Here is a 15,151-nt window from a genome sequence, read left to right on the forward strand (position 1 = left end):
ACAATGAACCAAGTCGCCTCCGCACTTGCAGCGCCGGCCGCGAAGACTCCCGGCAAGGAAGGCACGTCCGTTCTGGGGTGGGTGCTGCACAACGTCGTGTGGATCTGGCTGGTCGCCCTGGTGGTGATCTTCGGCCTCTTCAACCAGTATTTCTTCACCACCTTCAACCTGCAGAACATCATGGTTCAGGCGACCGTGCTCGGCATGATCGGCCTCGCCGTCGCGCTGCCCTTGCTGGTGGCCGAGATCGACCTTTCGCTGCCGGCCAATCTCGGCTTTTCCTCCGCCATCGGCGCCATGGCCTATTCCAACCTCGGCCTGCCCTGGTTCCTCGCCATGCTGGTCGGTGTGGGCGTGGCGACGCTGATCGGCTTCTTCAATGGCCTGTGCATCACCAAGCTGCGCATGGTCTCGCTCATCCAGACGCTGTCCATGATGATCATCCTGCAGGGCGCCCTGCTGGCCCTGACGCAGGGCCGCACCATCACCAACCTGCCCGACGGCTATGTCTGGATCGGTCAGGCGGCCATCGGCGGCTGGCCGGTCATGCCTATCATCTTCGTGGTGGCGCTGGTGGCGATGGCGGTGATGTTGCGCAAGACGGTTCTCGGGCGAAGCATCTATGCAGTGGGCGGCAATCCGGTTGCGTCGAACTCGGCCGGCATCCGCGTCGATCGCGTCAAGATCATCACCTTCACGATCGCCGGATTCCTGGCCGGCGTGGGTGGCTTCCTGCTGGGCTCCTGGCAGATGGCCATCACCTCCAACCAGGGCTCGAGCTACCTGCTCTACGCCATCGCCGCGCCCATCATCGGCGGCGTCAGCGTCTTCGGCGGACGCGGCAACGTGGTGGGTGTGCTCGGCGGCGTGCTGCTGCTTACCGTCATCCAGGTGGGGCTCGCCATCATCGCGGTCCCGTCCTTCTACGTCGGCATGATCGGCGGCTTCATGATCTTCATCGCGGTTGCGATCGACGCCATTCGCGTGCGTTACTTCGGCTGATGACGATCTCTTCCTCCCAAGAGGCGGCCGGCGCTACGCCGGCCGCCGCCGCGCTGGCGGCCCTGCGCGCCGTGGTGGATGCTGCCGGTTTCGTCGACGCCGGCGCGCCCGAGGCGGAACGCTATCTTCACGACTGGACGGGCGACTATCGGGGCGGCGCGCTCGCCGTGCTGCGGCCGTCGCGCGTGGAGGAGGTGCAGGCGATCGTCAGGATCTGCGCCGAGCACCGCATCGCGCTGATCCCGCAGGGCGGCAACAGCGGGCTGGTCAGCGGCGGCATCGCGGAAGGGCCGCCCCGCGCCGTCGTGGTCTCGCTGGAAAGGCTCAACCGGATCCGCGCCATCGATCCGGAGAATTTTACCCTGGCCGCCGATGCCGGCGTGATCCTTCAGGTGCTGAAGGACGCGGCGGAAGCCAGCGACATGCTTTTTCCGCTCGCGCTCGGCGCGCAGGGCTCGTGCCAGATCGGCGGCAACGTCTCGACCAACGCCGGCGGCATCAACGTGCTGCGCTACGGCATGACGCGCGACCTGGTGCTCGGCGTCGAGGCGGTGCTGCCCGACGGCAGCCTGTTCGAGGGCATGCACGGGCTGAGGAAGGACAATCGCGGCTACGACCTCAAGCAACTCCTGATCGGCGGGGAGGGCACGCTGGGCATCGTGACCGGCGTCGAGGTCAAGCTGTTTCCGCGTCCCGCCAATATCGAGACCGCCTATCTCGGCCTCGCCTCCTTCGCCGACGCCATGACGGTTTTCGGCATGGCGCGGCGCGTCTGCTCGGACCTGCTCACCGCCTTCGAGGTGATCGGTGCGGAGTGCATTCCGTTTGCCCGCATCGCCGCCCGCGACACGCGCGTTCCGCTCGAGGGCGAGTGGCCGGTGCATGTCATCATGGAACTGGGCTGTTCGGCAGCGATCGACGGTCGCGCGCTCGTCGAGGCGCTGCTGGTGGAAGCCTTCGAGGCCGGGCTCCTCGGCGATGGCGCGCTGGCGCAGAGCCGCGCGCATGCCGCTGATTTCTGGGCGATCCGCGAGAACCTCGTCGAAGGCCAGGCAAAGCGCGGCCGCCATATCCGCACCGACCTGTCGGTGCGGCTGAGCAGGGTGGCGGAAGTGATCGAGCGCTCGCGCGTCTATATCGCCGTCGACTGGCCGGGCTGGGAACCGCTCTCCTATGGACATGCCGGCGACGGCAACATCCATTTCAACGTCATGCCGCCGGTAGGCATGGCGGAGGAGGAGATCAGGCGGAACGGCAAGGTGATGCTCGACGGCCTCTACGCCATCATGCGCGCGCTCGGCGGGTCGTTCAGCGCCGAGCACGGTGTCGGACGCAGCCGCCGCGACGTCTACTGGGACTGGCTGCCGGCCGAACAGAGATCGGCGGTCCGGGCGATCAAGGCGGCGCTCGACCCGCACGGCATCATGAATCCGGGCGCGCTGATTCCCGAATAGGCGTCTCCGCAAGGCGGCCGCGCTTTTCGGCCGGCATCCGGACTTGCCGTGCCGTTATGCGCGGGCGTCCAGCGCCTGCCTGGCGGTTTTCACCGCTTCGGCCGCGTTTTGCGCGATTGCCTTGAAGCGCCCTTCGCGGATGTCTTCCGTCTTGGCGATCCAGGTGCCGCCGACGGCCACGACCTGCCTGACGGCCAGCCAATCGCCGATCGTCGCCTGCGTGACGCCGCCGGTCGGGATGAAGCGCACGCCGAGATGCGCGAAGGGCGCGGCGATGCCACTGAGCGCCTTGGGACCGCCGGCGACTCCGGCCGGGAAGAACTTCGCCAGCCTGACGCCGCGCGCCGTCGCCAGCGTCAGGTCCGTCGGCGTCATGATGCCGGGACAGAAAGGCAGGTCCGCCTCCGTCGCGGCATCGACGATATCGGGATCATAGCCGGGCGCGAGCGCGAAGCGGGCGCCGCTGTCGATCGCGCGGCGGAGACTGTCCCGGTCGAGGATCGTACCCGCGCCGATGACGAGTTCCGGCCGGGCGTCGCGGATCGCGGCCAGCACGTCGGCGGCCGCCTCGGTGCGGAAGGTGATCTCGGCGACCGGCAGCCCGCCTTCCAGCAAGGCGTCGGCCAGCGGAACCGCATCCGACGCCTTTTCGATGGCGATCACGGGCACGACGCCCAGGCTGGCGATGACATCGATCGGATTGTTCATGGTCTTTCCAATGCTTGCTTGAAGTAGGTCAGGCGCCTTGGGCTGAAATTCTAGCGGCCAAAAAGGCGGCGCAGCCGGATGGCGAGAACCGAATGCTGGAACGCGCCCTGGCGGAACTGGTCGAACAGAGCCGCCAGGACGATGACCAGGCCGACGCTCATCTGCTGCAGGAACGGCGAAAGCTCCAGCAGGATGAAGGCGTTGCGCAGCGCGCCGAGCAGGTAGGCGCCGAGCATGGCGCCGATGATCGAGCCGCGCCCGCCCGACAGGCTGGCGCCGCCGATGACCACCGCCGCGATGACGTCGAGTTCGAGCCCGGTGCCGGCCTGCGCCTCGGCGACGCTCACCTGTGCGGTGTAGACGAGGCCGGCCACCGCCGCCGCCAGCCCGCTGAAGACGAAGACGGCGAGCCGCGTCGAGTTCATCGGGATGCCGCTGAGCCGCGCCGCTTCGTCATTGTCGCCGACGGCGACGACGCGCTGGCCGAGCACAGAGCGCTTGAGCACGATCTGCCCGAGCACGACGAGCCCGAAGAAGATCAGGACCTGCACGGGAATGCCGAGCACCTCGCCCTGGCCGATGAACATCACGCGCGGATCGATCAGGATGGGCAGGCCGCCGCTCAGCACGTAGGTCAGGCCGCGCGCGACCGACAGCATGCCGAGCGTGACGATAAAGGAATTCACCTTGCCGTAGACGACGATCAGTCCGCTGATCAGGCCGCAGCCGGCGCCGACGGCCAGCGCCACGAGCACGCCCAGCGCCGGATGCAGGCCGGCGGACATGGCGTAGGCGCCGCACAGCCCGCTGAGCCCCATCACCGAACCGACCGACAGGTCGATCTCCTTGGCGATGATGACGAAGCACTGGCCGATCGCCATGATGCCGACCACGGCGACGGCGACGAGAATGTTGCGGAAATTGTCCGTCGTCAGGAAGTGCGGGTTGAAGAAGGAGAACGCGATCGACAGCACGATCACGACCGCGGCCAATCCCAGTTCCTGGCCCTTCAGGAAAGGCAGGTTTCTCACGCCGGCAACACTCATCTCGATTCCGTTCCGTTCATCTTGGCATCGGCGACAGCGCCGGCCGCCTGCAATCTAATGCGCTTCGCCCCGTTCCTGGCGTCCGAAGAAGGCGACGGCGTCCTCGGCCTTCTCGCCCAGTGCCGAGGCGACGACCTGCGCCGCTTGCGGCCCCTTCGCGATGTTGTCGACGATGCGGCCTTCACGCACGACCATGACGCGGTCGGCGAGGTGGAGGATCTCGTCCATTTCCGAGGAGATGAACCACACAGCCAGCCCCTCGACATGGGCGAGATTGCGGATCAGCGCGTACATCTCCGCCTTGGTGCGCACGTCGACGCCGCGCGTCGGCTCGTCGAGAATGAGCAGCGACGGGTTCGACGCAAGCGCCCGCGCCAGCAGCACCTTCTGTTGGTTGCCGCCCGACAGGGCGCGAATGGGAGTGGCGACGCTCTCGGCCTTGACGCCGACGCGGTCGGCGCGCTCCTGCGCGAAGCGCATGCGGCGGCGCTGGCTGAAAAAGCCCAGCCGGCCGAAACGGCCCAGCACGTTCGACGTAAGGTTGAAGCCGATGTCATGACCGTAGAAGACCGAGGTGCGCCGTTCCTCGCTGATGAAGGAGATGCCGTGCTTCACGGCGTCGCGCAGGGTCCTGAATCGTACCGGATCACCGTTCAACTCGATGCTGCCGGAATAAAGCGGATCCGCTCCGAGCACACCGCGCACGATCTCGGTTCGGCCGGAGCCGACGAGTCCTGCCATCCCGACGATCTCGCCGGCGTGGATATCGATGTCAACGTCCGAGAAGGCGATGCCGCTGGCACCTCGCACCCGCAGTACCGGCACGGCCTTCGGGTCGATCTCCCTGGCTGCCGCCTCGTCCCTGGCCGTCTGCTCGACGAGCCGATCACCCGCCATCAGGCGGATCGCCTGTGTTTTCGGCAGGTCGCCCACCGTGCCTTCGCCGACCTTGCTGCCATCGCGCATGACGATGACGCGGTCGGAAATCTCGTAGACCTCGCCGAGCCTGTGGCTGACGAGCACGACGGCGACGCTCTGCTCGCGCAGCAGGCGGACGATGCCGAACAGGCGGTCGGTTTCGCGGCGCGTCAGGCTGGAATTTGGTTCGTCGAGGAACAGCACCTTCGGCTTTGCCGCCAGCGCCCGCGCGATCTCGACCAGCTGCCGCTCCGCAGCGGACAGGCCGGCGCATTTCATGCTCAGGTCGGCAAAGGCGCCGGACAGGCTAATCTCGGCAAGGAGCGCCCTTGCCTCCCTGGCAAGGGCGCCGGGACGATGCGCGGCGACGGCCGCGTTGCCGCCAAGGCGCGCCAGGAAGATGTTTTCCGCGATCGTCATGGCGGAAACGAGCTGCGGCTCCTGGTGCACGACGGCGATACCGAGCGCCGTCGCCGCCAGGGGATTCGGAAGCTCCCGCACCTGGCCGTCGATGGCGACCTTGCCGGTCGTCGGCTGGTGCTCGCCGCTGCAGAGCCTGATCAGGGTGGATTTGCCGGCGCCGTTTTCACCGAGCAGCGCCGTCACTTCGCCATAGCGGAACGACAGGGTCACGTCCTTCAGCGCCTGCACGGCGCCGAAGGACTTGCCGAGATCCGCGACCGACAGGGCGTCGGTCGCGGACGATGAAGATGTCATTCCGGCCATCGTCGAGCCCGTGATCGGCGATCAGAGCTTCGGCACGGCGCCGACCGGCAGCTTGGCCGGATCGAGCTGATCGACGTTGTCCTTGGTCATGAACAGGCTGATCGCCGGCTGCAGGACCTGTTCGGGCTTCTGCTTTGCGACGACGGCGTTGAAAAGCGTGATCGCCACATTGTAGCCCTGGCCGAATTCGTCCTGACCGGTCGCGCCATACATGCTGCCGTCCCGGATCGCCGCGATGTTCTCCGGCGTGAAGTCGTAGCCGATGACCTTGATGCTGTCCTGCTTGCCGGCGGCCTTGACCGCCTGCGCCGCGCCGAAGGGGCCACCCGCCGTGGCGTAGAGAGCGACGAGATCGGGCGTGGAGGTGATGAAATCCTTGGCCGCGGCAAAGGTAGCGCCGGCCGAATCCTTGGCTTCGACGCCTTCGTTGACCGGCGTGAGCTTGCTGCCCTTCAGGCCTTCGACGAAGCCCTTGCGGCGCTGCTCGGAGCCCGGGGCGGTGAACTGGCTGACGATGATGCCGACCTTGCCTTCCTTGTCGCCGACCGCCTTGATCAGTTCCGCGGCGGCGTTCTTGCCGGCGGCGACCTGGTCCTGGGCGTAGTCGATCACGCCGCCCGACGCCTCGACGCAGGGGAAGAGCGTGTTGTAGGCGCCCATGGCGACGTCCTTGGCGACCATCTGCTTGACGAGGGTGCAGTTGCCTTCGCCGGCGATGAAGAAGCCGATGCCGTTGTAGCCCTGGGTGGCCGCGGCGCGGATCGCCTGGTCGACCGTGGGCACGTCGATGTTGGCGCCGGCCACGATCCACTTCACCTCGCCGCCGCGCGAGGACAGCACCTCGTTGGCGGTATCGACGCCTTTCTGCACCGAGACCCAGTAAGGATTGTTGGCGAAGCCGATCATAGCGATCCTGGCTTTCGTGCCGTTGGCATTGTCCACCGGCTGCGGGCGATCGGCGATGGGATCCATCGCATAGGCCTGGCCGACGCCGAAGGCGGCAGCCATGGCGATGAGCGAAATGCGGGCGGTCGAGCCTGCCCAGCGAGCGAGATTGGTCATGCGTTCCTCCAGATGTCGGACCTTCGGGGCCGCGTCTGCCCTTCGGTCGGATTGGTTTCCTGCCCTGAATGGCGCGCCGCGCTCCGGTTCTGTTCCTCCGGCCTGCAGCTCCTCCAAGCGACTATGTAGTTATAGTACCAATATTGGTCTGGCAAGCTCCTCAGCGGATCGTTACCGTGTGAAAACTAGCCGTTTACAACCAGATTTCTGACTTTCATTTTGCCAAGGCCGACACATGATGTAGCAAAGGTACAAAATAGAGTGCTTTCTGTCGTCAGCGCTTGACAGAGGGCACTTTGAGGCATTTTGTTGCGACAGTCAACATTTGTCGTGACGCCAAGGAGGATCTCTTGAAAAAACTCGGCATTCATTCGTTCGTCTGGACCGACGGCGCCACCGAATCCGGCATCGAGCAGGCGATGGAAAAATCCAGCGCCTGCGGCTATCGCCTGATCGAACTCGCCTATCTGCGGCCGGAGAAGTTCAATCTCGACAGGCTGGCGAAGAAGGCGAAGTCGCTTGACCTCGATATCGCCGTCACCATGGGGTTGTCGCCCGACGCGGACGTGTCCAGCGAGGACGCCTCGGTGGTGAAGAAGGGCGAGGAGACTCTTGCCAACGCCGTCAAGGCCGTGCGCGACATCGGCGGCAGCAAGCTGGGCGGCATCCTTTATTCCGCCCACACCAAATATTCGACCATGCCGACCGATCGCGGCCGCAAGAACAGCATCGCGGCCATCGCCCGGACCGCCGATATCGCTAAGGCGGCCGGCGTCGACCTCGTCCTCGAAATCGTCAACCGCTTCGAGAGCAATCTGCTCAACACCACCGCGCAGGGACTGGATTTCATCGAAGCGACGGGGTCGGACCATGTGCGCCTGCACCTCGATACCTTCCATATGAACATCGAGGAAGCGAACCCCGCCGCCGCCCTGCGTCTCGCCGGCGACAAGGTCGGCTACTTCCATATCGGCGAAAGCAATCGCGGCTATCTGGGGGACGGCGTCATCGATTTCGACCTGATGTTCGATGCGCTGCTCGACATCGACTACCAGCGCGACATCACCTTCGAATCCTTCTCGACCAAGGTCGTCGACCAGGCGCTCTCGCTCGCCTGCGCGATCTGGCGCGATACCTGGAACGACAGCGTTCCGCTGGCCGAGCACGCCAAGCTGTTCATCGAGACCAAAATGGCCGAGGCCAAGCGTCGCCGCACCACCAACGCGCGGCCTTGATCCGACATCGAGGAATCGGAGGCCGGCCGGCCTCCGACCCGCCCGGATCGCGCAGGTGCCGAACACACCGGGTGGCCGTTGCCGACCCTCGCGCTCTCCTGCTGGTGGACGAAAGGGTCCGGCAAATTCATTCCCGGGCTGAAAAGGGCTACGCTGACTGCGAATCGGCATCCGCCCCGTTTGCCCCATAAAAACGAGATATCCTCGTGAACGACGCCTTGCAGACCGCCAGTTCGCCTCGCCGGATCCGGCAGCGCAATGAGATCGCGGTCCTGCAGGCGCTTCACCATTTCGGTTCTCTGACCCGGGCCGACCTGGCCCGCCGTCTGCGCGTCAACCGCTCGTCGTCTGGCCATATCATCGAAGCCCTTGCAGGCGACGGCCTGGTGCGGGAGGTTGAAAGCGCCGGGCGCGGCACGGCAAATCGTGCCGGCCGGCCAGGCGTCCATCTCGAACTGGTTCCCGATGCGCTCGGCTTCGTCGGGATCGAAATCGGCGTCGAGCACATGGGCGTGGTCGAGATAGACCTCGCCGCCAATGTGGTCGCCAGCGAAATCCGTCCGTTCGCGGGCGCATCGAGCGATGTCAGTGTCGCTGCAAGCGAGGCCGTCAGGCTTGTTCTCGACGTCGTTCCGCCGGAGCGGCTGCGGCGGTGCGAGGGCGTCGGCGTGGCGACGCCCTCGCAGATGGACGGGCAGGGCAGGGTGCGCCTGGCGCCTTTGCTCGGATGGCGCGAGGTCGATCTCGCCGATCTCGTGCGGGCGCAGCTTCCGGTCCGGGTGCCTGTATTGGCGGACAACGATGCAAACGCCTTCGCCATCGGCGCGACCTACCATGGACAGGAGCCGCCTTCCGGCGTCACCCTGTTCCTCGTCATGGAGAGCGGCGTCGGCGGCGGTATCGTTTTTGACGGCAAGCTGTTCCGCGGCGGCAATGGCGTCGCGGGCGAGGTCGGGCATCTGCTCGTCCCCGACGCCGACGGCGAATACCGGGCGCTGGAGCGGATCGTTGGGCTTGAGGTGCTGCTCGACCGCTACCGCCGGCTTGCCGGCGGGAACCCCTTGCTGTCCGACCTCCTTTCCGACGTCGCCGCCGGCAAGCGGGCCGCGCTTGGCGTTGCCCGGGACTGGGCGAGGGCACTGGCCTTCGGTCTCGCCCAGGCCTGCCGCATCATCGACCCCGACCGCATCGTGCTTGGCGGTTCGGTGGCCGCTCTTTACGCGCCGATGGCCGGCCATGTCGTCGATGCGATGGCTGCGCTGCAGGACAGCGCCTTCCTGCTGCCGGAGATCGTCGTGACGGAACTGGAGGGAAGCGGGCCGGCGTTCGGTGCGGCCTGCATGATGCATCAGCGCTATCTTTCGCTCGAAAGCCAGCGCCTCTCGGAAACGGCTGACGGCGACGGCTGATAGGCTACGGTGCGCCGTTCAATAATATGTTGCATAAACATACAATTCGATCTATGCCGGTCTTCATCGTTGTCTGACGGTCGGTACGGGATGTCAGCCAGATCCTCCTCCCAAGCTCTAGCTCCGGACAGTCTCGGCCCGACCGTCACGGTGGGCGAAATCCTCGTCGAGATCATGGCCAGGACCCGCGGCGAAGGCTTTCTCGAGCCGATCGACCTGACGGGTCCCTACCCAAGCGGCGCGCCGGCGATCTTCATCGACCAGTGCGCCAGGATCGGCGGCAGCGCCGGGATCGTGGCCTGTGTCGGCAATGATGATTTCGGCCGCATCAATGTCGAACGGCTGCGCCGCGACGGCGCCGACGTTTCGGCCATCGCCGTCAGCCCCGATTACCCGACGGGCAGCGCCTTTGTCCGCTACCGTGGCGACGGGTCGCGCGACTTCGTCTACAACATCGCCAAATCCGCGTCCGGGCTGGTCAGTCTCACGCGCGAGGCCAAGACGCTGATCGGCAGGGCCGGGCATCTGCATGTGATGGGCACCGCGCTCTCCATCGCCGAGATCTGGACGATCCTCGAATACGCCGTCGAAGTGATCCGGGGCCGGGGCGGCAGCATCTCCGTCGATCCGAACATGCGCAAGGAACTGCTGGGTGAAGGCGCGGTCGGCGAGCGTTTTGCGCGGATGCTGGACATATCGGACCTGGTCCTGCCTTCCGGCGAGGAACTGTTCACCGCGACGGGAACGACGACGGAACAAGACGCGCTTGCCTCGCTGTTTTCGCGCGGCGCTGGCGAGGTGGTGGTGAAGCGCGGCGCGCAGGGCGCCAGTTTCTTTTCCGCGGCCGGGGAGCGGGCCGACGTGGCTGCTTTCGCCGTCGAGGAGGTCGATCCCACGGGCGCGGGTGACTGTTTCGGTGGCGCCTATATCGCCTGCCGGCGGCTCGGCATGCCGCCGCAGACGGTTCTGGATTACGCCAACGCCGCCGGCGCGCGCAACGTCACCCGGCTGGGGCCGATGGAAGGTGCCGGCACAAGGGCCGAACTCGACCGCTTCATGGCCGATACGCCGAGGAGGCCAGCCTGATGGACCCGCTGCTCGATCTCGCGCCGTCTCTGCGCGTCGGCAAGCCGAAAGGTATCGTTTCGGTGTGCTCCTCGCATCCGCTGGTCATCAGGGCGGCGATCCGCGACGGTGTCCGGCACGACCATCCGGTCCTCGTCGAGGCGACCTGCAACCAGGTCAACCAGTTCGGTGGTTACACAGGCATGCGCCCGGCCGATTTCCTGGCGATGACGCTTCAAATCGCCCAAAGCGAAGGCCTGCCGGCCGACCGTGTGATCTTCGGCGGCGACCATCTGGGACCGAACCCATGGCGCGCCGAGAGCGCGGAGGTTGCCTTGGCCAAGGCGGAAGACATGGTCGCCGCCTATGTCGAGGCGGGGTTCCGCAAGATCCATCTTGACGCGTCGATGGGATGCGCGGGCGAGCCTGCCGCGCTGGACGACACCACCATCGCGCGGCGCGCGGCCCGGCTCGCAAGGCGCGCGGAGCAGGCGGCTTCGGCTGCGGGGGCAAAGCCGCTGCTCTACGTGATCGGCACCGAGGTTCCGCCGCCGGGCGGCGCGGATCACGTCATCGACGCGATCGAGCCGACCAGGCTCGAAGCAGTCCGGCGGACCTGGGAAATCCATCGCGAGGTCTTCGAGGACGCGGGGCTGGCCGCTGCCTTTTCGCGGATCATCGCCATCGTGGTCCAGCCAGGCGTCGAGTTCGGCAACGAAAATGTCGTTAGCTATGACCGGGAGAAGGCTCAGCATCTCGCCGGGCTGCTTCGTCAGGAAGAGGGGCTCGTCTACGAGGCCCATTCGACGGACTACCAAACCCCGGCTGCGTTACGCGAACTAGTCGAGGACGGTTTTGCAATCCTAAAGGTTGGTCCCCAGCTTACGTTCGATCTGCGTCAGGCGCTCTACGGTCTGGACGTGATCGCGTCGGACATGCTGGCGGACTATGGGTCGCGACCGCTCTTTGCGGCAATGGAGGCGCTGATGGTCGAAGAGCCTCGCTGGTGGCGCAGTCATTATCGTGGAAACGCTGCACAGCGGCGGGTCCAGCGGCACTACTCGCTTTCCGACCGAATCCGCTATTACTGGAACCATCCCGCCGCCGTCGCCGCGGTCGATAGGCTCATTGCCGCCTTGGCGGGCAAGATCGTGCCCGCGCCGCTGCTGCGCCAGCACCTGCCCGGCTTCGAATCGTTTACAGGAAGCCCGCTCGATCCCCGGCAACTCCTGATTACCGCAGTAGAAACCAGCCTCGAAGGCTATCGCTTGGCAGTAGGCATGCGCTAGGCTCAGGACATCGGTAACGGGGCCGTCCCAGTCAAGCGATTTTGGGCGAGCGTAATCGTCCGCCCGCAGGCGGACGTGGCGGCGGTTTGATGCTGAGTGGCGCAGTGTGTGCTTAGATGTTTGATCCCGGACTTTGATGGTGCATCCTTATCATCCGAATCAAAGGATGCGCTATGGGCCAGGTTCACCATGGGAGCGCCACGACGACAGCGGCGGTCCGTCGAGCGATACAACATAGTCAAGCGAGCCTGAGAACGCTGGCGAAGCGCTACGGGATCAACCAGAAGACCGTCGCCAAGTGGAAGAAGCGGGCCTCGGTGGCCGATCTGCCGACCGGGCCGAAAGAGGCGAGATCGACGGTGCTCTCCGTCGAGGAAGAGGCCGTCATCATCGCCTTCCGGCGCTATACGCTGCTGCCGCTCGATGATTGCCTTTATGCCCTGCAGCCGACGATCCCGCATCTGACACGCTCGTCATTGCACCGCTGCTTGCAGCGTCACGGCATCAGCCGCTTGCCCGATGTAGAAGGCGACCGGCCGGCGAAGAAGAAGTTCAAGAGCTACCCGATCGGCTATTTCCATATCGACATTGCCGAGGTGCGCACCGAACAGGGCAAGCTGCACATGTTCGTGGCCATCGACCGCACTTCGAAGTTCGCCTTCGTCGAATTGCATGAAAAGGCCACCACCGCCATCTCCAGAGAGTTCCTGCTGCGGCTGATCGCTGCCGTCCCTTACAAGATCCACACCGTGCTCACCGACAACGGCATCCAGTTCACCACGCCCGGTGCCGGAGGCTCGGCCGTGCCGCTGATCAAAGAGGCCATCGCCAACGGCGAAACCTTCAGAGCCCACGCCTTTGAGCATGCCTGCGCCACGAATGACATCGAGCACCGCACGACCAAGGCCAAACATCCCTGGACCAACGGGCAGGTCGAGAGGATGAACCGCACCATCAAAGACGCCACGGTCAAGCGCTTCTACTACGAGAGCCATGATCAGCTCCGGCAACACCCTCGCCGACTTCGTTGCCGCTTACAACTTCGCCCGCAGGCTCAAGACCCTCAAAGGGCTCACGCCCTACGAGTTCATCTGCAAGACATGGGCCGCTCAGCCCGAACGCTTCACACTCAATCCGCTCCAGCAAATCCCGGGACCAAACATCTAGAGCCGCGGCCTTCCTGTAAGATCACCCGGGTGCATGCTTCGGTCCGTGGTCAGCGCGCGAGCTGCCAACATGATGCTGGTTCGATGCAGTTTCGGATGTGCCCATCTCATTGGCGTGCTCGACGGAGATCGGCAACAGTCCTGACCTCGGCATCATCGGAACCGCGTCCCTGGGGGACCTCGAAGGCCTGCGGTCAAGCAGGCAACTGTGGGAGCTTCAGTTCGTTAAATCGCTTGTGGGATGATCGGTGCCTCTGCCTGGAAGGCGGTACCATCGACCCAAATTCGGTGAAGGATCACTCCGATGCGCCGCGCAAGCGCCACCATGGCGCGCTTGCGACCGCGGCGGCGTGCGATCTGTGCTGCCCATGTTCTGAGCCATGTCGAGCGCCCCCGATTCATCATGACGGTCGCGGCCTGACAAAGCGCGCGGCGCAGATTGACGTCTCCGGCCTTTGTGATGCCGCCCGATACATCACGTTCGCCAAACTGATTGCAAGGGTGTCAGGCCAACCCAAGGGCCAACCTTTTTCGATGATGTGAACCGGGCAGATCATCTACAGCAGAGCGGAAGGTCAGAGCCACGACTGCGCCGATCCCGGGCATGGACATTAACCGATGGCATACCGAATCGTCCTGGGCGAGCTGGCGGACGCGTCGTTCCAGCTCCGCCAGTTCGCGCCGCAGAGAGGCCCGCGCTCGTAGCATCGGTTCCGTCGCGGCTTCGAGCAATAGATTGCCGCCCGCCAGTTCGCGGATGCGATGCTCGAACTGCCCGCGCGAGATAGCACCGACCTTCAGTCCGAAGTTCCGCAGGAGCCCACGCAGGGACATTTCCAGTGCGATCATACCCTGCTGGATCGCTTTCCGAGCTCCGAGCACGGCACGGACCTCCTGCGCCGAAACGGATTTACAGTGAACCGGGCGGAACCAGCCGAGATGCAGCAGGCGTGCAATCCCCTCCGCATCGCGCCGGTCGGTCTTGATCGGCATGGCCTTCAAGGCGCCCTTGACCTGTCGATTTCCATCAAAACGACGTCCAGACCTGCCTCGGACAATCCGCTATGAAGCCATTGCGACAAGGGGCCGGCCTCGAGGCCGATGGCGGCGATGCTGCCATTCTGTTCTCCTATCCAACTCGCCAGCGCCTCGGGCTCACTGGCGACCTGTGCTTCCTTCACGATCTTCCCGTGCTCGCTGACCATGCAGATAGCGGTCTTCGCCAACGACACATCCAACCCGACAAACACTCTCATCCGCAATCCTCCTTCTGGATCCGATACGGGAACAGCACCGGCTTACTCTGATCTTGCAAGCGGTAACGAGCAGTGCGCGACGCAGGCCCCGTTACGGCATCTCATTGATCAGAGCCAGAAGATGACGGCGGCTGCGATGCAGATGGCCGAGAAGAAGGTGTGGGCGCATCGGTCGTAGCGAGTTGCGATTCGACGCCAGTCCCTGAGCTTGGCGAACAGGTTCTCGACCTTGTGGCGCTGGCGGTAGAGCGCGGTGTCGTAGGCGTATGGAACTTTGCGGCTCCGGCTCGACGGAATGCAGGGTTTGATGCCGCGTGCTTCGAGTTCGGTCCGGAACCAGGCGCTGTCGTAGCCGCGATCGGCGATCAGGTGTGAAGCGCTCGGCAAGGCGTCGAGCACCATGCGGGCGCCCTTGTGGTCGCTCATCTGGCCTTCCGACAAAAGCAGGATGATCGGCCGGCCTTCACCGTCGCAGACGGTGTGGAGCTTGGAGTTCAGCCCACCCTTGGTTCGCCCGATACGACGGGGAACATCCCCCTTTTGAGCAGGCTCGCCGCCGTGCGATGAGCCTTCAGATGCGTCGCGTCGATCATGATGCGCTCGGGTTTCGGTCCTTCTCCGGCAAGCCCTGCGAAGATACGGTCGAACACGCCCATCAGACTCCAGCGGATGAAACGGTTGTAGAGCGTCTTGTGCGGGCCGTAGCCAGCCGGCGCATCCTTCCACTGCAGCCCGTTGCGGATCACGTAGACGATGCCGCTCACCACCCGCCGGTCGTCAACCCTCGGCACCCCGTGCGACAGCGGGAAGAATGG

Annotated in this window: 11 protein-coding genes and 2 pseudogenes; 7 read left to right on the forward strand and 6 right to left on the reverse strand. The window is 65.1% G+C overall.

Features of this window, described 5'->3' with window-relative positions:
- The first annotated feature begins 3 nt into the window (after positions 1–3).
- Together BFN67_RS12140 and BFN67_RS12145 are read left to right on the forward strand one after the other, a co-directional pair.
- A complete protein-coding gene (locus tag BFN67_RS12140; RefSeq protein WP_080919849.1) occupies positions 4–1,002 on the forward strand; it encodes an ABC transporter permease in 999 nt (332 codons plus the stop codon).
- Positions 1,002–2,456 (forward strand): FAD-binding oxidoreductase, encoded by a 1,455-nt coding sequence (locus BFN67_RS12145; protein ID WP_080919836.1) that lies wholly within the window; start codon positions 1,002–1,004, stop codon positions 2,454–2,456. The genes BFN67_RS12140 and BFN67_RS12145 overlap by 1 nt, the downstream gene beginning before the upstream one ends.
- A gap of 54 nt (positions 2,457–2,510) precedes the next feature.
- Here BFN67_RS12145 and eda read toward each other — a convergent pair whose 3' ends face one another.
- From eda to BFN67_RS12165, 4 genes are all read right to left on the reverse strand, one after another.
- Complete coding sequence (gene eda, locus BFN67_RS12150; protein ID WP_080919837.1) at positions 2,511–3,164, reverse strand: bifunctional 4-hydroxy-2-oxoglutarate aldolase/2-dehydro-3-deoxy-phosphogluconate aldolase; 654 nt, start codon at positions 3,162–3,164, stop codon at positions 2,511–2,513.
- A gap of 50 nt (positions 3,165–3,214) precedes the next feature.
- A complete protein-coding gene (locus tag BFN67_RS12155; RefSeq protein WP_158083511.1) occupies positions 3,215–4,156 on the reverse strand; it encodes an ABC transporter permease in 942 nt (313 codons plus the stop codon).
- Positions 4,157–4,264: 108 nt separating this feature from the next.
- Entirely contained in the window at positions 4,265–5,845 is a 1,581-nt protein-coding gene (locus tag BFN67_RS12160) for a sugar ABC transporter ATP-binding protein (protein ID WP_158083512.1), read from the reverse strand.
- A 30-nt stretch (positions 5,846–5,875) separates the two neighbouring features.
- On the reverse strand, positions 5,876–6,916 hold the full coding sequence (locus tag BFN67_RS12165) for a sugar ABC transporter substrate-binding protein (protein WP_139789155.1): 1,041 nt from the start codon (positions 6,914–6,916) through the stop codon (positions 5,876–5,878).
- Between the two features lie 350 nt (positions 6,917–7,266).
- On the opposite strand from BFN67_RS12165, the gene BFN67_RS12170 reads away from it, so the two are divergent.
- The 5 genes and pseudogenes from BFN67_RS12170 to BFN67_RS12190 all read left to right on the forward strand — a co-directional run bounded on the left by BFN67_RS12170 (position 7,267) and on the right by BFN67_RS12190 (position 13,081).
- Positions 7,267–8,151 carry a sugar phosphate isomerase/epimerase family protein gene (locus BFN67_RS12170; protein WP_080919850.1) on the forward strand — a complete coding sequence of 295 codons (885 nt, stop codon included), beginning with the start codon at positions 7,267–7,269 and terminating at the stop codon, positions 8,149–8,151.
- A gap of 206 nt (positions 8,152–8,357) precedes the next feature.
- Complete coding sequence (locus BFN67_RS12175) at positions 8,358–9,560, forward strand: ROK family transcriptional regulator (protein WP_080919841.1); 1,203 nt, start codon at positions 8,358–8,360, stop codon at positions 9,558–9,560.
- 90 nt (positions 9,561–9,650) lie between these two features.
- Positions 9,651–10,646 (forward strand): tagatose kinase, encoded by a 996-nt coding sequence (locus BFN67_RS12180; protein ID WP_080919842.1) that lies wholly within the window; start codon positions 9,651–9,653, stop codon positions 10,644–10,646.
- Positions 10,643–11,914 (forward strand): D-tagatose-bisphosphate aldolase, class II, non-catalytic subunit, encoded by a 1,272-nt coding sequence (locus tag BFN67_RS12185; protein ID WP_425349773.1) that lies wholly within the window; start codon positions 10,643–10,645, stop codon positions 11,912–11,914. The genes BFN67_RS12180 and BFN67_RS12185 overlap by 4 nt, the downstream gene beginning before the upstream one ends.
- 173 nt (positions 11,915–12,087) lie before the next feature.
- Positions 12,088–13,081, forward strand: a pseudogene (locus BFN67_RS12190) (IS481 family transposase).
- Positions 13,082–13,305: 224 nt separating this feature from the next.
- Here the strand turns inward: BFN67_RS12190 and BFN67_RS12195 are convergent.
- Positions 13,306–14,336 (reverse strand): annotated as a pseudogene (locus BFN67_RS12195) (IS110 family RNA-guided transposase).
- Positions 14,337–14,444: 108 nt separating this feature from the next.
- Positions 14,445–15,151, reverse strand: a protein-coding gene (locus tag BFN67_RS12200) for an IS5 family transposase (protein WP_139789156.1) whose coding sequence is annotated in 2 segments (ribosomal slippage) — positions 14,445–14,866 and positions 14,866–15,151 — 708 coding nt annotated over the 2 segments. Because the reading frame shifts where the segments join, the coding sequence is not laid out codon by codon here. This gene is flagged as partial in the annotation.

The sequence above is a fragment of the Manganibacter manganicus genome, from assembly GCF_002075885.1.
Classification (GTDB): domain Bacteria; phylum Pseudomonadota; class Alphaproteobacteria; order Rhizobiales; family Rhizobiaceae; genus Mesorhizobium; species Mesorhizobium manganicum.

What these genes read in the sequence shown, in the direction of transcription:
- eda (WP_080919837.1), bottom strand. Translation starts at nt 3,164, where the DNA reads ATGAACAATCCGATCGATGTCATCGCCAGCCTGGGCGTCGTGCCCGTG.
- BFN67_RS12140 (WP_080919849.1), top strand. Translation starts at nt 4, where the DNA reads ATGAACCAAGTCGCCTCCGCACTTGCAGCGCCGGCCGCGAAGACTCCC.
- BFN67_RS12180 (WP_080919842.1), top strand. Translation starts at nt 9,651, where the DNA reads ATGTCAGCCAGATCCTCCTCCCAAGCTCTAGCTCCGGACAGTCTCGGC.
- BFN67_RS12145 (WP_080919836.1), top strand. Translation starts at nt 1,002, where the DNA reads ATGACGATCTCTTCCTCCCAAGAGGCGGCCGGCGCTACGCCGGCCGCC.
- BFN67_RS12160 (WP_158083512.1), bottom strand. Translation starts at nt 5,845, where the DNA reads ATGACATCTTCATCGTCCGCGACCGACGCCCTGTCGGTCGCGGATCTC.
- BFN67_RS12165 (WP_139789155.1), bottom strand. Translation starts at nt 6,916, where the DNA reads ATGACCAATCTCGCTCGCTGGGCAGGCTCGACCGCCCGCATTTCGCTC.